Annotated in this window: 13 protein-coding genes; 10 read left to right on the forward strand and 3 right to left on the reverse strand. The window is 58.8% G+C overall.

The window, feature by feature from the left end; genetic code table 11:
• The first annotated feature begins 189 nt into the window (after positions 1-189).
• From RBI05_RS00425 to RBI05_RS00440, 4 genes are all read left to right on the forward strand, one after another.
• Positions 190-549: a GntR family transcriptional regulator gene (locus RBI05_RS00425; protein ID WP_150459082.1), complete on the forward strand. Its 360-nt coding sequence runs from the start codon at positions 190-192 to the stop codon at positions 547-549.
• Positions 546-1442 carry an ABC transporter ATP-binding protein gene (locus RBI05_RS00430; protein ID WP_310549742.1) on the forward strand — a complete coding sequence of 299 codons (897 nt, stop codon included), beginning with the start codon at positions 546-548 and terminating at the stop codon, positions 1440-1442. Before RBI05_RS00425 ends, RBI05_RS00430 begins: the two co-directional genes overlap by 4 nt.
• Positions 1439-2128 carry a hypothetical protein gene (locus RBI05_RS00435; protein ID WP_310549743.1) on the forward strand — a complete coding sequence of 230 codons (690 nt, stop codon included), beginning with the start codon at positions 1439-1441 and terminating at the stop codon, positions 2126-2128. The genes RBI05_RS00430 and RBI05_RS00435 overlap by 4 nt, the downstream gene beginning before the upstream one ends.
• A 149-nt stretch (positions 2129-2277) precedes the next feature.
• Positions 2278-4515: an LTA synthase family protein gene (locus tag RBI05_RS00440; RefSeq protein WP_310549744.1), complete on the forward strand. Its 2238-nt coding sequence runs from the start codon at positions 2278-2280 to the stop codon at positions 4513-4515.
• A gap of 157 nt (positions 4516-4672) precedes the next feature.
• Here the strand turns inward: RBI05_RS00440 and RBI05_RS00445 are convergent, their stop codons facing one another.
• On the reverse strand, positions 4673-6151 hold the full coding sequence (locus RBI05_RS00445) for a SpoVR family protein (protein ID WP_310549745.1): 1479 nt from the start codon (positions 6149-6151) through the stop codon (positions 4673-4675).
• A 194-nt stretch (positions 6152-6345) separates the two neighbouring features.
• Between RBI05_RS00445 and RBI05_RS00450 the strand changes: the two genes are divergently transcribed.
• The 5 genes from RBI05_RS00450 to RBI05_RS00470 all read left to right on the forward strand — a co-directional run bounded on the left by RBI05_RS00450 (position 6346) and on the right by RBI05_RS00470 (position 11486).
• A complete protein-coding gene (locus RBI05_RS00450) occupies positions 6346-7122 on the forward strand; it encodes a response regulator transcription factor (protein WP_310549746.1) in 777 nt (258 codons plus the stop codon).
• Positions 7119-8087, forward strand: a complete 969-nt coding sequence (locus RBI05_RS00455; RefSeq protein ID WP_310549747.1) for a sensor histidine kinase — start codon at positions 7119-7121, stop codon at positions 8085-8087. Before RBI05_RS00450 ends, RBI05_RS00455 begins: the two co-directional genes overlap by 4 nt.
• 102 nt (positions 8088-8189) lie before the next feature.
• A complete protein-coding gene (locus RBI05_RS00460) occupies positions 8190-9113 on the forward strand; it encodes an ABC transporter ATP-binding protein (RefSeq protein ID WP_310549748.1) in 924 nt (307 codons plus the stop codon).
• Entirely contained in the window at positions 9106-9792 is a 687-nt protein-coding gene (locus RBI05_RS00465) for an ABC transporter permease (RefSeq protein WP_310549749.1), read from the forward strand. Before RBI05_RS00460 ends, RBI05_RS00465 begins: the two co-directional genes overlap by 8 nt.
• 89 nt (positions 9793-9881) lie before the next feature.
• Positions 9882-11486 (forward strand): ATP-binding protein, encoded by a 1605-nt coding sequence (locus RBI05_RS00470; protein WP_310549750.1) that lies wholly within the window; start codon positions 9882-9884, stop codon positions 11484-11486.
• A gap of 70 nt (positions 11487-11556) precedes the next feature.
• Here RBI05_RS00470 and RBI05_RS00475 read toward each other — a convergent pair whose 3' ends face one another.
• On the reverse strand, positions 11557-12405 hold the full coding sequence (locus RBI05_RS00475) for a DegV family protein (protein WP_150459091.1): 849 nt from the start codon (positions 12403-12405) through the stop codon (positions 11557-11559).
• 191 nt (positions 12406-12596) lie between these two features.
• On the opposite strand from RBI05_RS00475, the gene RBI05_RS00480 reads away from it, so the two are divergent.
• Positions 12597-14078 (forward strand): ArnT family glycosyltransferase, encoded by a 1482-nt coding sequence (locus tag RBI05_RS00480; RefSeq protein WP_310549751.1) that lies wholly within the window; start codon positions 12597-12599, stop codon positions 14076-14078.
• A gap of 129 nt (positions 14079-14207) precedes the next feature.
• Here the strand turns inward: RBI05_RS00480 and RBI05_RS00485 are convergent, their stop codons facing one another.
• On the reverse strand, positions 14208-16523 hold the full coding sequence (locus tag RBI05_RS00485; protein WP_150459093.1) for a glycoside hydrolase family 65 protein: 2316 nt from the start codon (positions 16521-16523) through the stop codon (positions 14208-14210).
• Between the last annotated feature and the right edge of the window lie 23 nt (positions 16524-16546).

Raw genomic sequence — 16546 nt, forward strand, 5'->3', positions numbered from 1 at the left:
CCGGCGGCCTGAACCGCCGCCCGGCTTTCTTTTCGCTGATGGTCCTGCCCAACGGGCAGGGCCTTTTTGGCGTAAGATCCGGGGGATTCGGGGAGAAGCTGTGCCCGCCTGTTGACAGTTCGCTTCTTTGGTTGTATGGTTAGTTACATGAGTAATTAACCAATGAACCGTGGGACGGAGAGGTGAAGCATGGACGACAACCGGCCGATCTTTCAACAAATTGCCGAGAAAATCGAGAACGACATCCTGGAGCTGCGGCTGCCGGAAGAGGCCCAGGTTCCATCGACGAACCAGTTCGCTTCGCTCTATCAGATCAACCCGGCGACAGCGGCCAAAGGGGTCAATGTGCTGGCAGATGAAGGCATTCTGTATAAGAAACGGGGGATCGGAATGTTCGTGGCGGAAGGAGCGAGAGAGAAGCTTATGGAGAAACGGCGGGAACAGTTCTATCAGCTGTATATCAACACGCTGCTTCAGGAAGCCAGAAAGCTCGGCATTACCACCGAGCAGGTATGCGATATGATCGCGAAGGGGGCGAGAGAGCTATGACAGAGATCGTGAGGGCCGAGGGTCTGAGCAAGCGTTACGGCCGGACGGCGGTTGTCGAGAAGGTCGGCTTTGCTCTGGAGGAAGAACGAATCTACGGCCTAATCGGCCGCAACGGGGCGGGGAAGACAACGCTGATGCGCATGCTGACGGCCCAGCTTCAGGCAACGGAAGGCAAGATCCGCATCTTCGGGGAACATCCCTACGAGAATCGCCGGGTGCTGGAGCGGATCTGCTTCATCAAGGAGAGCCAGCAGTACCCCGACTCTCTCAAGGTCCGTGAAGCGCTCGACATTGCGGGAGCCGTATTTCCGAACTGGGATGCGGCATTCGCCGAACAGTTGAGGGAAGAATTTGAGCTTCCGGCCAGCCGGCTCATCAAGAAGCTGTCACGCGGCATGCTCTCCGCTCTCGGTGTGGTCACCGGCCTTGCCAGCCGGGCGCCCCTGACCCTCTTCGACGAGCCCTATCTGGGCCTGGACGCCGTGGCCCGCAGTCTCTTCTATGAGCGCCTGCTGGAGGACTACAGTCTCCATCCGCGGACGATTCTGCTCTCTACGCATCTTATAGATGAAGTCAGCCGGATTCTGGAACATATTCTGCTGATCGACAAGGGCCGCCTGATCCTCGATACCGACGCCGACGAACTGCGCGGCAGCGCTTATACGGTCATGGGACCCGCTTCAAAAGTGGAGGCGTTCCTCGCAGGCCGCAAGGTCATGAGCCGGGAAGCGATCGGAGGCTACCTCAAGGCGACGGTGCATGAACGGATGGATGCCATGGCTCGTTCCAAGGCCGGGCAGTTCGGCGTGGAGCTGTCGGCGGTATCGCTGCAGGAATTGATGGTGCAGATGACAGGCCCGGCGGTTGCGGCCAAGGAGGAGGAAGCGGTATGAGCGGATTTCAGGGAGCCTGGAGGCTCCATGCCAAAGGGTTCAAGGGCTATCTCAAGACACCGTGGCTGGTGATGGCATCCATCCTTGTCATCACGCTGCTTACAGGCAAATTCGGGGATGCCGGAACCGGGGAACGCTACAACGGCTCCATTTCAGTTCTGCTGATCTTCGGCTTTGTCTACAGCATTCTGCTCATTGCCCAGACCTTCCCGTATGCCATTGGCATCAGTCTCCGGCGAACGGATTTTTTCCTTAGCAGCACGGCTTTTCTGGCCTGCGCAAGCGCCGCAACGGCCGCTGTCTATCTGGCGCTGAGCTTTATCGAGAAGGCTGCCGATTACTGGGGACAGCACCTGCATTATTTCAATCTGCCGTATCTGAGCGGCGCCAATGCAGCCGAGCTGTTCTTCATCTACTGGCTGTTTCTGATGAATTTCAATGCCTTCGGTTATTTTCTCGGAAGTCTGTACCGGCGGTTCGGCGGAAGAGCGGTCTGGATCTTTTTCGGCGTGCTGGCTGCGGCGGCCGCTCTGGCCGGAGGACTGCCGGACGTTCAGAACGGAATAACAGACTGGTTCGCGGCGCATGAGTCGGATACGGCGCTGCAGTGGACGCTGCGGAGCCTGCCGCTGCTGCCGGCTTTCCTGCTGGGTTCCTTCCTGCTGCTTCGCAGAGCGGAAGGATAAGCGGACAGCCGGATAGAGGATGCCATCCCTGAAGCTTCGCAGGGAGGCATCCTCTTTGATTTTCAACAAATATTAAGACCGGGCGGGGACAAAGTATTATATAATAGTAAACGATTGTTCAATTTGTGTTAAATGTCAGGAGCGAGAACATGAAGAAGCGTTTACTTTATTTGATACCGCCCGTACTTTTTATTGCGGTGTTCGGCTATGGACGCACCCTGCTCTATTCCCAGAAGAACCTCGATGCGAGCTTGTCGGGACTTGCGCTGCCTTTCCTGAAGGATGCCTTCGCCGGGCTGCTCGTGCTGGCGCTGCTCTATGCTGCCGGCAAGCTGCTGCGCGTTCTGCCTTATCTGCTGGCCGTCGTCATCGGCGTCTTTCATCTGGCCAACGTGGAATATATCTATGCCCTGGACCATGTCATTAACATCAACGACATCAAGATGGCTTCCGACGCGGAATTCATCAAGGGCACCTTGTTTCATGTCAGCTTCCCGCTGTACACGACGCTGCTCGCGGTTACTCTGCTGGCGTCGGTGTTCTGCCTTAACCGGCTGCCGGGCATTGCCCGCCGGGCCCGCTACCGGACCGCTGCATTCGCAGGCGTACTTTTGCTCTACGCCGTAGTCGCGGTCAACTCGGGCGGGGACTGGAAGACCGGCAACTTCGTGTCGGCTTCGATCAGCAACTCCGTGGCTCTGATGACCTTCAATGCGGACAACCTGACTGATTATCCGCCCGACATCGAGCAGAAGATCGATACCTCGCAGAAGCTGGAGGACGGCGAATACCTGCTGGAGAACCACACCGGCGGCAAGAATGTCCTGATGGTGGTCATGGAAGGCATTCCGGGTGCGTATTCTCCGTTCAATCAGGAGCTGCTCGGCGTCAAGAACGATATCCGGATGGACAGCCTGGAGAAGATCAAGAATCACAGTCTGGTCGTTCCCAACTACATCACGCACAACAACCAGACGATTCGGGGTATGTACTCGCTGATCAGCGGCGACTACCCGAAGCTGGACGCTTCGACGCCGAAGGCGTACGAGTATTTGCAGCAGGACCCGGCTACCCGGGCGGCGCTGCTGCCGCAGCTGCTGAAGGACCGCGGGTACGCGACGGAGTTCATCCAGGCCGCGAATCTGGATTACATGTCCAAAGGCGACTTCATGACCGCAGCCGGGTTCGATACCGTTATCGGAGGCGAGAGCTTCAAGAACGCTTATGTGCCGTTCGGGTGGGGGCCGGACGACAAAGCTTTCTTCGAGCAGAGCCGTACCCATCTGAACGAGCTGAACGCCAAAGGCAAACCGTGGTTCGCCGCCATGCTGACGGTCGGCACGCATCATCCTTACGCGGTAACGGATTCCTATGCCGCCGACTATCCGAGCCGGAAGGCAGCCGCGGTCGCCTATCTCGACGAAGCGCTGTCCGACTTCATTGATTATATCAACGCCTCGGAGTGGGGCAAGAACACGCTGGTGCTGTTCGTCTCCGATGAGTCGCACGGCGTCAACGATCAGCCTTACGGATCGAACTGGGGCATCTTCGCCGCCTACTCGCCGGATATCCAGGGCCAAGTGGTCAATGAGGGCGTCTACGGCCAGAAGGATGTCCTGAACTCGGTGCTCGACTACGCCGACCCTTCGCTGGACACGGCCCTGACCGGCCGGAGCCTCTTCCGGGACTATTCCGGGGAATCGCCGATTCTGTTCGCCTCCCACTATAACGGGGATGTCTTCTATTCGGTCAAGAAGGGCGAAGTCTATCAGGTCGACAACAGCGGCCAGCTCTACCAATTGACGACCGACAACGGCGAAATGTTCGGCAATGATTACACGAAGACCTCCATGAAGGACAGCGAGCTGAAGAAGAGCATTCTGACCTACAAAAACTACATCGACAAGTCTTCCTCCGGCGACAAGTCGATCGTGGTGACCAGGAATAAGGACATGACGCTTAAGCACGCCGTCACCAACTTCATTACCGACGGGCAGTTCCTGTCCCTCCCGGCCAAATCCTATGTCACCATCAGCTTCGAGTACGACGCCTCGTCGATCGGACCGGACGACCGGCTGACCGTGGAATTCCAGGACTACACCACGCACGACATCAAGGACGTGATTACGCCGGAGAACCGCACCGGCGTGCTGAAGTACCGCTTCTACAACGAGCACGCCGTCAGCGGCTTCTCGTTCCGGATGACGTCGCTCTTCCAGGCTTCGGATGCCGCCGATACCGCGAAGAGCCTCAAGGTGAAGGCGATTACCGTCGATTATGCCAAGGCGGACGCCTCGCCCGCGCCATCCGGCTCGCCTGCGCCATCCGCCTCGGCCGAGCCGGTGAGCGTGAAGGTGCACGAACTGGACACGGACGAGAAGAAGTAGACCGTCCATAGCACCTATGGCGCCAAGGGCGCGGCGCTTTCCGCTGCCGGCCAAGCGGCGGCGTGATGCGGAGCAAATAGCAGAGGGTTCCAGTCCGCCGTACAGGCGGCCGTGGAACCCTCTTTTTTGGCGGAATTTCACGAAATCTCAGAGACTTTCATTGAAGGAACTTGCGGATCACCTTCTTGCCGTCGTAGGAGAACAGCGCCTTCTTGTCTTCGATCACCGTCTGCAGATGCACGGTCCGGCCCCAGAGCGTATGGAGATAAGGCAGCGTCCGCTCCAGGTATTTCAGGTCCAGCTCAATGCCTTCATAGCGGTGCGCGATGTACAGCTCGCTGTTGCGGTCATAATCGGCGTCTTCGACCACCAGATAGGGATTGCCCCCGTTGATGCGCGCCTGCACCAGCTGGTCGCGGACATTCTCCCAGGTCTTGTCGGTGATCTTCCATTCCGGGCCCTTCTTCTCGAAGACGTACAGATCAAGGTCCTGCACCAGCTCCTTCGTCAGATAGCTGCGGATGAACGAAATATCGGAGTCCAGCTCGCGCACCTCGAAGATTTTGTCCCGGTCGAAGCGGCGTTCGATGTCTTCGAAGATTTTCAGGCCGAGATAGTAGGGATTCAGGCTCTGCCGCGACGGCTGCACGACCGCCGAATTCAGCTTGGCGTATTCCACGGTCTCCTCGGAAGTGAGGTCCAGCTCGCGCATGATCCGCTGATGCCAGTAGGACGCCCAGCCTTCGTTCATGATCTTCGTCTCCATCTGGGGCCAGAAGTAGAGCATCTCGTCGTGGAGCATCGTCATGATGTCGCGCTGCCAGTCGGCGAGAACGGGGGAGTACTGCTGGATGAACCAGACCAGATCCTTCTCCGGCTCCTCGGGAAAAGAGCGCCGCTCCCCCGCCTTCTCCTTCGGGGCGGGGGAAGGCGTTCCGTCGAGCTTCCACAGCTCGTCGTAGGGACCGGGGGGCGCGGCAGGCGGGTTCGCCGCGCCTCCGCGGGCCGCTCCCCCGCCGGCGGCCGTCCTGCCCGGGCTGCCCGGAGCCCGGCTGCCGGCAGCAAGCCGCCCGCCGTCCGCTGCGCCCGGCGGCTTGCGGACGGTGCTCTGCCGGCCGGCTGTGCTGCCGGCCCGCAGGAGGCCGGGATCGATGTGCTCCTGAATCGCCAGCACGGCGTCGATGAAGCGTTCCACCTCGTCGATCCCGTACTGGATGCTGTACTCCGCCACGCGGTCGGCGGTGGAGGACATGCTCTCCACCATGTTGCGGTTGGAGGCGGAGAAGCGCATGTTGTTCTTGAAGAAGTCGCAGTGGGCAAGGACATGCGCGACGATGAGCTTGTTCTGGACGAGGCTGTTGCCGTCCAGGAGAAAGGCGTAGCAGGGGTTGGAGTTGATGACAAGCTCATAGATTTTGCTGAGGCCGAAGTCGTATTGGGACTTCATCTTATGGAACGTCTTGCCGAAGCTCCAGTGGCCGAACCGGGTCGGCATCCCGTAGGCGCCGAACGTATAGATGATGTCCGCCGGACAGATCTCATAGCGCATCGGATAGAAGTCGAGGCCGAAGCCGGTCGCGATCTCCGTAATCTCGGCAATCGCCCGCTCCAGCGCGGCAATCTCACTGCTGGGCACGCACCCATCCCTCCCGTCTGTGCAGGACCCGCCATAGAGCAGGCGGCAGGCCGCTTATCTAGGATGTATATGAGGCGGGGGCATGAGGTATGCCATTTCAACCGGAAGCCCGCCCTTTGTCTCACACCGCAGGGAGAATCTGCTATACTTACATTTAACTTGAGATAGAGCCCTGCGCACAAAGGAGAGGGAACATGACGGAACGGCATATATTGCTGGTGGAAGACGATGAGGCGATCAGCGGGATGGTCTCGTCCTATTTGTCAAAAGAAGGCTACGCGGTCACCCCCGCGTATGACGGAGAGGCGGCGGTCGAGGCCTTCCGCCGGGAGCGGGGCGGCTTCGATCTCGTCCTGCTCGATCTGATGCTGCCGAAGCTCGGAGGCGCCGAGGTGCTGCGCCTGATCCGCGCCGAGAGCCTCGTCCCGGTGCTGATCCTGTCCGCCAAGGACGGCGAACTGGACAAGGCGCTGTCGCTCGGCTTCGGGGCGGATGATTATATCACCAAGCCGTTCTCGATGATCGAGCTGACGGCCAGAGTCCAGGCGGCCATCCGCCGGGCCGGCTATGCCGCCGCTTCGGCCGCCATGGCCCCGGGATCGGCGGCTTCGGCCAAAGCGAAGACGGGGGACGCTGCAGCCGATCCCGAACAGCCGGAGCCCCGGCTGCTGTCCCTCGGCAGCCTGACCGTCGATCTCGACAATTACAGCGCCGTGAAGAACGGCGAACCGGTCCGGCTGACGGCCAAGGAATTCCAGATTCTGAAGCTGTTCGCCGAGCATCCCGGGCGGGTATTCACGAAGGCCCAGGTCTACGCCGCGGTCTGGCAGGATGCGTATTACGGGGACGAGAACGTCATCAATGTGCACATGAGACGGCTACGGGAGAAGATTGAGGAGGACCCGTCGAAGCCCGAGATCATCAAGACGCTGTGGGGCATCGGCTACCGCTTGGGAGAATCGTTCGCATGACGATGGCCCCGGGAATATACATAGCCGCTCTGGCGCTGCTGGCCGCGGCCGCCGGGCTGGCCGCCCTGTGGCAGCGGCGGAAAGCCGGCAATTTGGGCCGCCAGCTCGATTACATCCATGAGAAGCTGGGGATGATCATCGACCGGAAGACGAACGAACGGCTGCTGCTCTTCAGCGAAGAACCGGAGATGCGGCGGCTGCTGACTGACATTAACCGGCTCCTGGACCACAACCACAGCGGCAACGTCGAGCGCGCCCGTCTGGAGCAGTCGCTTCGCCGGATGCTTGCCAATGTCTCGCATGATCTGAAGACGCCGCTGACCGTCATTCTCGGCTATATCGAGATGCTGGAGCGCGGCGGAGAGAACGGCATCCCGGAGGAAGAGCATCTGCGGATGCTCGGGATGATTCACCGCAAAGCCGAGGAAGTCATCGCGCTGATGAACCGCTTCTTCGACCTGGCGAAGCTGGAGGCGGGGGATACGGAACTGCCGCTGTCCCGAACCGAGCTGAATGAGGCCGGACGGCGCGGAATTCTGGCTTTCTACGAGCTGCTGGAGAGCCGTGGACTCCGGGTAGAGATCGAGATTCCGGAGGAGCCGTATTACTGCCTGGCCAACGCGGAGGCGCTGGACCGGGTGCTGGCCAATCTTCTCTCCAACGCCATTGCCTACGGCAGCGACGGCGGCGTAGTCGGCCTTCGGGTATATGCCCGGGAGAAGCAGGTGTGCGCCGTGGTCTGGGACCGGGGCAAAGGCATTCCGGCCTCCGAGCAGAACCGGATCTTCGAGCGGCTCTACACGCTGGAGGATTCGCGCAACCGGGGCTACCAGGGAAGCGGACTCGGGCTTGCGATTACGAAGCGGCTGACGGAGCAGATGGGCGGGAGCCTGTCGGTGGACAGCGTTCCCGGACAGGGCGCGGCCTTTACGGCGGCTTTTCCGAGAATGCGGGAGCGGCTGTGAGCGGCTTAAGATTTTCGTAAGAATCGGTTAAGAAAAAAGCAAAATCCGGTCTGTACAATAAAGACATGAAGCATACAGCGTACAGCAAAGGAGAGGGAAGACATGACAACCCTGCTGCGAACCGACCGGTTGATCAAAACCTTTGACGGCAAGGAAGCCGTGAAGGACATCAGCATGACGATCAGACAAGGTGAAATCTACGGATTTCTTGGCCCGAACGGAGCCGGCAAAACGACAGTCATGAAGATGATAACCGGACTCGTGCGGCCCTCGGCCGGAGAGATCGAATTTCTGGGCAATCCCGTCCGGGCGGGACAGTCGCTGGAGCTGCTGAAGCGGATGGGCTGCATCATTGAATACCCCGTCTTCTATGACCGGCTGAGCGGCCGGGAGAACCTGGAGCTGCATGGCGAGTATATGGGATATTACAATCCCGAAGCGGTCGACAATGCGCTGTCGGCGGTGGGACTGGATCTGCGCGATTCCCGGCCGGTGAAGCAGTACTCGCTCGGCATGAAGCAGCGCCTGGGTATTGCCCGGGCAATGATGACCCGGCCTGAACTGCTCATCCTGGATGAACCGATCAACGGTCTGGACCCCGTCGGCATCCGGGAGATGCGCGAACTGTTCCGGCGTCTGAGCAGAGACTATGGCATGACACTTCTGATCTCCAGCCATATTCTCGGCGAAATCGAGCAGATTGCGGATACGATCGGCGTTATTCGAAGCGGACGGCTTGTCCGGGAAGTGGCGATGGAAGAAGTCCGAGGCCGCGATGCCGATTATATCGAGCTGGTCACCCCGGATACGTCCAGAGCGCTGGCCGTTCTGGAACGAAAGCTGGGACTTGGCTCATACAAACTGGCCGGAGAACGGACCATCCGGATTTACGATTCCGCAACGTCGCTTCAGAGCATCAACCGGGCGCTTGTGGAAGCGGACGTTCCGCTTGACAGCTTCAGCCGCAAGTCGCAGTCGCTGGAAGACTACTTTATGGAATTGATCAGGGGTGGAGACGTTGCGTAAACTCATGTCGCTGGAATGGCGCAAGCATCGTCTGGGCGGATTGTTCAAAGGCGTGCTGATCGCCAATCTCTGCATTCTGGGACTTATGGTCGGCCTGCTTCTTAGTGCCGAGGACGGAGACTTCTCGACCTGGACGGAAGCCATGCAGGGTCTGTTCCTCTTCTGCAAGGCTACCTTCGTCGTCTTCGCTTCCGTTGTCATCAGCCGGCTGGTGATCGAGGAATACCGGAGTCAGACCATCTCGCTGCTCTTTATGTACCCGATTCCCCGCCGCACGATGATGCTTGCGAAGCTGATGATCGTCTTTATCTTCACTTTTGTGAATATTCTGCTCTCGGAGCTGGTGCTGGGCGCTGCTTTGGCAGCAATTATTCACGGAACCCATCACTTCGCGGAGCCGCTGACGGGGGAACTGGTCCGAAATCTGTTGGCCCAGGCCGGACTCAATGCTGTATACGCTTCGGGAATTGCCATGATTCCGCTCTTCTTCGGAATGCGGCGCAAATCGGTTCCCACAACGATTGTATCGTCGGTTCTCATCATCTCGCTGACCTCCTCCGGGTTCGGGAGCCTGCGGCTGGAGAACTTCGCGAGCATCTCGATTGCGCTCTGCCTGGCCGGTCTCTTCATTGCCTGGCTTGCCATCCGGCGCGTGGAGACCGACGATGTAGTCGGATAAGCCAAATGGATTAAATTTAACGAAGTTACCTGCCCGGATGTGACAAACTTTGCTATAATGAAGGCAGATACGGCGCAGGGGGGAAGTGGATGGTGCACAAGGACAAGACTGCTGTGCTGAAGCGAATGATTGCCGGGGCCGGGATCTTCCGTGATCTATATGCGGAACATCCCGATCCGATCTACATACTGAGCCTGGACGGACAGCTGATGGATGCGAACCGCATGTCGATCTGCGGCCGGGCGATTACCTCCGGAGACGTCGGCGAATGGATCCGGAGCTTTCTGCTGTTCGATAGCCGGAGTGAAGCCCGCCAGTGCTTTGAGCGGGCGCTGCAAGGAGAAGCCTCCCGGATGAAGCTTGCCTACAAGGAACCGGACGGACTTCTGCAGTACGTGGATTTAAGCTTTGCCCCGATTCGCGGCGAAGGAGAAGTTGTCGGCGTCTTTGCCATTCTCCGCAGACCCGAAGCAGGGCCCGGTGAATCGGAACGGAACGGGGGAGGCTGGCACGGACGGATACTCGATTCCGTGACCGAGGGGATTTTCGTACTGGATGAAGAGGGCGGCATGGTCTTTGCCAATCCGGCGGCTCTTGAGATGCTCGGCTATACGTACAGGGAAGCAATGGGCCTCCACAGTCTAAGGCAGGTTCATCATACCCGGCCGGACGGATCGCCCTACTGTTCCCGGGAGTGTCCGATTACCCGGACGATTGCGGACGGGGTTACCCGCCGGATGAGCGAAGAGATTTTCTGGCGCAAGGATGGGACCAGCTTCTTCGTGAATTACCAAGTATCGCCGATACTGAAGCAGGGACGCGTAGAGGGCGTCGTGGTTGCGTTCAGCGATATTACCGGAGAGCGGGAGATCATCCGCGCCAAGGAGATGGCCGAGCAGACCGCGAGGCACAAGTCGGAATTTCTGGCGATGATGAGCCATGAGATCCGCACTCCTATGAACGGCATCATCGGGATGGCCGACCTGCTCGCCGACAGCGAGCTGACCGAAGAACAGCGGGCGTACGCCGAGATTCTGCGAAGCAGCAGCTACAGTCTGCTCGGCATCCTGAACGATATTCTCGATTTCAGCAAGATGGAAGCCGGCAAAATGCAGCTGCAGTCCGACTGGTTCGACCTTCGAGGGGTGGTCTCCGGCGTCATTGATCTGTTCATGCCGAAGGCGGAGGAGAAAGGGCTTGCGCTTCGCTGGTGGGCGGATACGAGCGTGCCGGAGCTGGTCGAGGGGGATGCCGTGCGGTTGCGGCAGGTGCTGGTGAACCTGGTCGGCAATGCGCTGAAATTCACCGAGAAGGGCAGCATTAACCTGTCCGTCAAAAGCATTCCGCTGCCCGGCTCGGAGAGCGGCCTTCTGGAATTCTCGGTCCGCGATACCGGTGTCGGGATTGCCGTGAACAAGCTGGACCTGCTCTTCACTTCGTTCTCGCAGCTTCATCCCTCCATTACCCGCAAGTACGGAGGGACTGGCCTGGGACTGGCCATATGCAAGCAGCTGGTTGAGCTGATGGGCGGGACCATTTTTGTCGAGAGCGAGGAAGGAATGGGATCGGCCTTCCGGTTCCTGCTCCCGGTCAGCCGGCTGTCGCTGGACTCCGAGGATGAGGACGAGGATGAAAATGAGGATGAGAATGAGGATGAGGGTAAGGATACCGGTAATAGGAACAGCTATGTCTAGAAAGGCCAAAGGCCGTGGCGGCCGGTGCTTGCGCACCGGAGCCACGGCCTTTGCTTATGGGGCCGGAAATTTAGGATTTAAGAAACATCAGTCCGACCGTGTGCGGGCCGCAGTGGCTGCCAATGACGCAGCCGGCCTCAATCACGGCAATTTCCCGGGCTCCGGTTGATTCCTGGAGCGCCCGGCGCAGAAACTCCGCATCCTCCGGGGCCTGGGTATGGGCCACAATAATCAGTTCGCGGTCGATCACGTCCAGATTCTCCAGGGCATGGTTCAGCATCTGCTCCACGGCCTTCTCTTTCTTGCCGCGAATCCGGCCGATCGGAAGAATCTTGCCTTCCACAAGCCGAAGGACGGGACGAATCTTGAGCAGGCTTCCGATAAAATTCGCCATACCGGAACACCGGCCGCCCATATACAGATAATCGAGTGTATCTACAACAAATTCGGTGCTCAGGCGTCGGCGTTCATCTTCCAGCGCCGAGACAATGCTGGCCGCGCCGGCGCCGTTCTCGGCGGCGCGTGCTGCCCGGACGGCAAGCAGGGCAATGCCCCCGCAGAGCGATTCGGAGTCCACCACATGAACGCGGCCCTCGGGGAACTCCCCCGCAGCGATCAGGGCGTTCTGGTATGTAGAAGACAGGGACGACGAGAGACTGAGATAGACGACATCGCGGCCCTGTTCAACAGCCGGTGCGAACGCTCGAATGAAATCCGCCGGCGAAGGCGCCGCAGTCTTGGGCAGCGCTCCTTCGGCGGCAACCTGCCGGTAGACGTCATCCGGCGTAATTTCGATCCCGTCCCGGCGGGTATCATTGCCGAACACGACATACAGCGGGATGACCCCGATGTCATAGCGGTCTTGCCAATATCCGGGCAAATCGGACGTGCTGTCGGTAAATATTTTTACAGTGGGCATGTGCTTCTCCTTCGCCGATGATCAGGTACGTCCTAATTATACCAAGCTTGGGGCGAATCATAAACCTTGAACCCGAATTTAGGCATGTTTCCAATCCGTCCCTCTCGGGGTAATGGTTCGTAATCGGGAATGTAACGGCATCCGGAGAGCAGAGCCCGGAAGAATAGAGACGAAGGGGAAGAGGAGAAAGAATGAGAAACCGGGAAGGGATGTCCGATCGTCTGTACCTGCTGCTGGCTCTGCTGCTGCTGGCTGCGGCCTGCTTCAACCTGTTCATGAATCTCGGCGTCAAGCCGATTGAGGACTGGGATGAGGCCAGACACGGAGTCAGCGCCTATGAGATGCTGAAGAGCGGAAATTATGCGGTGAATACATACAACGGGGAGACGGATTACTGGAATCTGAAGCCCCCGCTGAGCTTCTGGGCAGTGGCGCTCGGCTACAAGCTGGCCGGCTTCAATTTGCTCGGACTTCGGCTCGTGTCCGCTATCGCAGCTCTGCTGACGATAGCGGCGACTGCCGGATACGCGCGCTACCGCTACGGGAATGCGGCCTCGCTGGTTGCGGCTGCCGTGCTGATAACCAGCACGCAGTTTATCTTTCACCATTCCGCCCGGGCAGGCGACGCGGACGCGCTCTTCGTGCTGTGGCTGACTGTCGGGATGATTGCCCTGCTGATGACCGAGCGCCGTCCGGGCTGGATAGCCCTCACCGGCCTGATGTTCGCCCTGGCCTTCCTGACCAAGAGCTGGCATGCAGGCATCCTGCTGGTCATCGCCGGATTGTACACTGTCTTCACGCGCCGGTACCGGGAGATGAAGCCCAGGCATCTGGCCGGATTCGGGCTCGCGGCATCCCTGCCGGTTCTGCTCTGGCTGGCGCTTCGGTATCCGCACGACGGCTTTCGGTTTGTGCGGGAGATGATCCGGTACGATCTGCTGGCGCGTTCCTCTACGGCGATTGAGCAGCATGCCAACGGCCCGACCTACTATCTCCACATTCTGAAGCTCTATCACTTGGAATGGAGCGCAGCGCTGCTCGCGCTTGCCGTCGGCACTGCATTCGTCATGCTGCTTCGGCGGAACCGGGACATCCTTCCGCTGGACAGCGACATGCTGGGTCTCATTCTCTGGATTGCGGTGCCCTTGCTGCTGTTCTCGGCCGTCTCCACCAAGATCCGCTGGTACATTATGCCGGTCTACCCCGCACTCGCTCTGGCTACCGCCGTCCTGCTGGCCGCTCTCCTTCGGAATGTACGGCGAAGGGAGGGAAGGGCCGCTCTGGCCGGCGCCTTTGTCCTGCTCTTTCTTCTCATGGAGAGCGGCGCGGTGCGGACGGCGTCTTCGCCGGACGCGCCCGATGCGGGGCCGGAGCAGGCGCTGCTTCGGAAGCTGCCGGCCGGAGACTCGCTGAGGGAATATACGTTGTACTATTACGACCATCCGGGCGAAGACATGCCGCAGAGCGTAGTGCTCGCATCCAAGCTCTACGGCGGAATGAGAGCGGCGGAAGAGGGGAAGCTCCAGGAGTTCAGGAACCATCCCCGATCGCTGCTGCTGCTTCCAAGGAGCCCTGCCAATGAGTCCTTAATTGCCGATGACAAGCTTAAGATCGTGGAAGCTTCCGACTGGGGATATCTGGTCAGTTCGGAATATGTGAAACCTGCTCCGTAATCTGCCTGACCGTCCGACCAGGCAGCACGGCAGTAGGACAGTAGGACAGCATGACAGCACGACAAAGGCCGCCCCTTTCGGGACGGCCCTTTCTGTATGAAGCTGGTATTGGACGAGATTCTGCTCCTCTTAAGCAGAGACGGTCTGCTGAACAGTCACGGAGCTCAGTCCGCCTACCGTCAACTCTTCGCCGTATACTTTCAGCTGTGCCGGAACGTCGGTCTCGTTGGCCACGATCACTTCGCGGTCCGTTACGCTGATCTTGAGGCGGGAGCCGCGGAATACGATCTTGAAGGAATACGAGGTCCAGTGGCCCGGGTTCGAAGGCTGAAGCACCAGGCGTCCGTCATGAACGCGCAGTCCGCCGAAGCCGTGTACGATCGACATCCAGGTACCGGCCATGCTGGTCGTATGGCAGCCGTCTTCCGTGTCGTTGTTGTAGTTGTCCAGGTCCAGACGCGAAGTGCGCAGGTACATTTCGTATGCTTTCTCCCGGTAGCCCAGTTCGCAGGCCAGGATGGCATGGATACAAGGGGAGAGGGAGGACTCGTGAACCGTAATCGGCTCATAGAAGTCGAAGTTGCGCTTCTTGGTGTCCAGATCGTAACGGTCGCCCAGGAAGTACAGACCCTGCAGCACGTCGGCCTGCTTGATGTAGCAGGAACGCAGAATGCGGTCCCACGACCATTTCTGGTTCAGCGGGAGGTTCTCCGGAGCCAGATCCTTCACCGGCACGATTTCCTTGTCGAGGAAGCCGTCCTGCTGCAGGAAGATGCCGCGCTCTTCATCAGCCGGGTAGTACATCTTGGCAATCATGTCGGCCCAGAGAGAAGTCTCGGATTCTTCCAGACCGAGCTTGTCGACCAGCTCTTCGTAGCGGGAAGCTTCGTTCTCCTTCAGGTAGTTCAGCGTTTCCAGCGTATACTCCATCGTCCAGGCGGCCATCCGGTTCGTATACCAGTTGTTGTTGACGTTGTTCTCGTATTCGTTCGGGCCGGTTACGCCGAGCATTACATACTTGTCTTTATGGGCGACATAATGAACGCGCTGCTCCCAGAAGCGGGAGATTTCAACGAGCACTTCCAGGCCGTACTGCCCCAGGTAGGACTTGTCGCCCGTGTAGTTGACATAGTTGAAGATGGCATGCGCGATGGCGCCGTTGCGGTGAATTTCCTCGAAGGTGATTTCCCATTCGTTGTGGCATTCTTCGCCGTTCATCGTTACCATCGGATAGAGCGCACCCTTGGTGAAGCCGAGCTTGCGGGCGTTCTCCTTGGCTTTCTCCAGATGCTTGTAACGGTAGATCAGCAGGTTGCGCGAGATCGACGGATCGGCCGTACTGAGGTAGAACGGCACACAGTAGGCTTCCGTATCCCAGTAGGTGCTGCCGCCGTATTTTTCGCCGGTGAAGCCCTTCGGTCCGATGTTGAGGCGGTCGTCTTCGCCGGTGTAGGTCTGGTTCAGCTGGAAAATGTTAAAGCGAATCGCCTGCTGGGCGGACACGTCGCCCTCGATGATAATGTCGCTTTCTTTCCATTTGTCTCTCCATGCCTCGGCATGCTCGGACAGCAGAGCGGCAAAGCCCGCTTCGCGCGCGGAAGCAAGCGCCGTCTGGGCAGCTTCGACAAGTTGGCCCAGTCCGTGATTGCGGGAGGTCACATTGGCGGCGTATTTATAGATAACGAGCTGATCGCCTTGGTTGAGCGATACCTGAACCGTACTGGAGACGTATTTGTCGCGCAGCTCGGATGCCGCTTCCGGTGTCAGCTTCTCGCCGTTCAGCGTCAGATCGTAAGCAAAGGCAGAGGTAACATGGAAGTCCAGCTTCTTGGTCTTCAGCGTCAGGAAGCCGCCGTCTGCCGTTTCGCCTTTCTCCACCTCGTTCCAGAACTTCTCGTCGTAGTTGGAGTCCTTGTTCTTGACGTCGCCGTCGAGATAAGGGGTAACCGTAACGTTGCCGGAGAAGTTAAGCGCCGTTACCGCGTAGCGGATTGCGCCGATTTCGCGGCGAACCATGCTGACGATCCGGATGCTCTCGACCTTCACTTCCTTGCCGTCCTCCAGACGGGCCACGAAGCTGCGAGACAACGTGCCTTCCTTCATGTTCAGGACGCGGCGGAAGTCGGACACCGTGCAGGTTGCCAGATCAAGCGGCGTGCCGTCGATTTCGATATTGATGCCGATCCAGTTGGTGCTGTTGAGAACTTTGGCAAAATATTCAGGATAGCCGTTCTTCCACCAGCCTACCCGTGTTTTATCCGGATAATAGACGCCTGCCATGTAGCTGCCCTGCAGGCTGCGTCCGCTGTATTGCTCTTCAAAGTTTGCGCGTCCGCCCATATGTCCGTTTCCGATGCTGAAGATACTTTCGGAAATTTCATGGTTATGCGGATCAAAGGATTCTTCAATAATGGACCATTCATCAATTTTCAGATACTGTTTCACTTTCAATCGGCTCCTTTATCATA

This window comes from Paenibacillus glufosinatiresistens (genome assembly GCF_031470375.1).
GTDB lineage: Bacteria > Bacillota > Bacilli > Paenibacillales > Paenibacillaceae > Paenibacillus_AQ > Paenibacillus_AQ glufosinatiresistens.